General features: G+C 44.6%; 1 protein-coding gene and 1 pseudogene. Both read right to left on the bottom strand.

Annotated elements, in window-relative coordinates; all coding sequences use genetic code 11:
- The coding region (locus tag R8269_RS25400) for an FAD-binding protein (protein ID WP_318222935.1) at positions 1-655 on the bottom strand (655 nt) is incomplete at its 3' end.
- A 385-nt stretch (positions 656-1,040) separates the two neighbouring features.
- Positions 1,041-1,154: pseudogene (locus R8269_RS25395) on the bottom strand (LysR family transcriptional regulator); the annotation flags it as partial.

Below are 1,154 nucleotides of genomic sequence, written 5' to 3'. Positions count from 1 at the left end.
ATGCCATGCGATCATCGTGAACAATCTTGCTTGGGTCGAAATTGCCCTCTTGCAGGTTGTGAAGAATTTCTTCCGGCGTCTCACCCAAGCCATCAATACCAAGATGGTTAACCAGATGGAGGTTGCCCTGCTTATCGACCTGCGCGTAGATGGCAAGCTCAGTATACGCCGGGCCGCGTTTCACTAACGCACCGCCTGAGTTATTGGCAATGCCACCGACAACCGTCGCTCCTAGCGATGAAGATCCAATAATAGAATGCGGCGCGCGGTTAACGGCTCTGAGTTCTTTTTCTAGTGAGTGTAAACTTGCACCGGGTAAGCACACCGCCTGTTTGCCACCATCCAGCAGGTGAATTTTTTTGATTTTGGTAATGTTGATCACCACGACATCGCGGTCATAGTCGTTACCACTTGGTGCAGAGCCTTCTGTGAGACCTGTTTTCGCAGCCTGCATGATGATGATGCAGTTCGCCTCGACACACTGTTTAATGATCTTCCATTGTTCTAACAAAGTGTTAGGAAACACGACGGCAAGCGCTGTACCACTACCTGAGCGAAAACCTGAGCGGTAGTATTTGGTTTTAACCTGATCGGTCAGGACATTCTCTTCCCCGACTATCGTTTTAAATTCTTCTATCAGCTGCTTTTGTTTCATATCCGTATCTCTAGTTATTTTGCATCACTCACATCCAACCAGACACGGTGTGGATTTGAGTTTGGCTCACTATAAGCAGTCAATTTCCCTGCGTCCATCAAGGTCAAGCGTACAAACCTTAACCAGCACTCACATAGCGTAATTAATCTGTTGTTTTTCTGTAACTTAGCGTTCACAAACCGACGTTAGAACGAAAGAAACAGATCGTTTCCAAAAAGAAACAATAACAAAACCATTCTTTAACAGGTGTGCGCAACGTCTTGTTATCAAAGTAAGTGATGAGGGAGTAACACCGTGTAAGTGGCTAAATTGGATGAATTATTTAAGAGAAAAGGTGGAAACAAAACCACAACACCAAAGTAACCAATGGCGTTGTAGACTTGATTTAAAATCGATGATTTTGACTTTGGAAGCTGTTGTATAGGTGATCAATGAAGATCTTAATCTTCTCGGGTTGCTGCCTTGTGTATGGGTAGACAGCGTAGATACCCAAGCATTT

The sequence above is a fragment of the Vibrio sp. Vb0667 genome (assembly GCF_033391095.1).
This window is presented reverse-complemented; position numbering and strand designations above follow the sequence as displayed.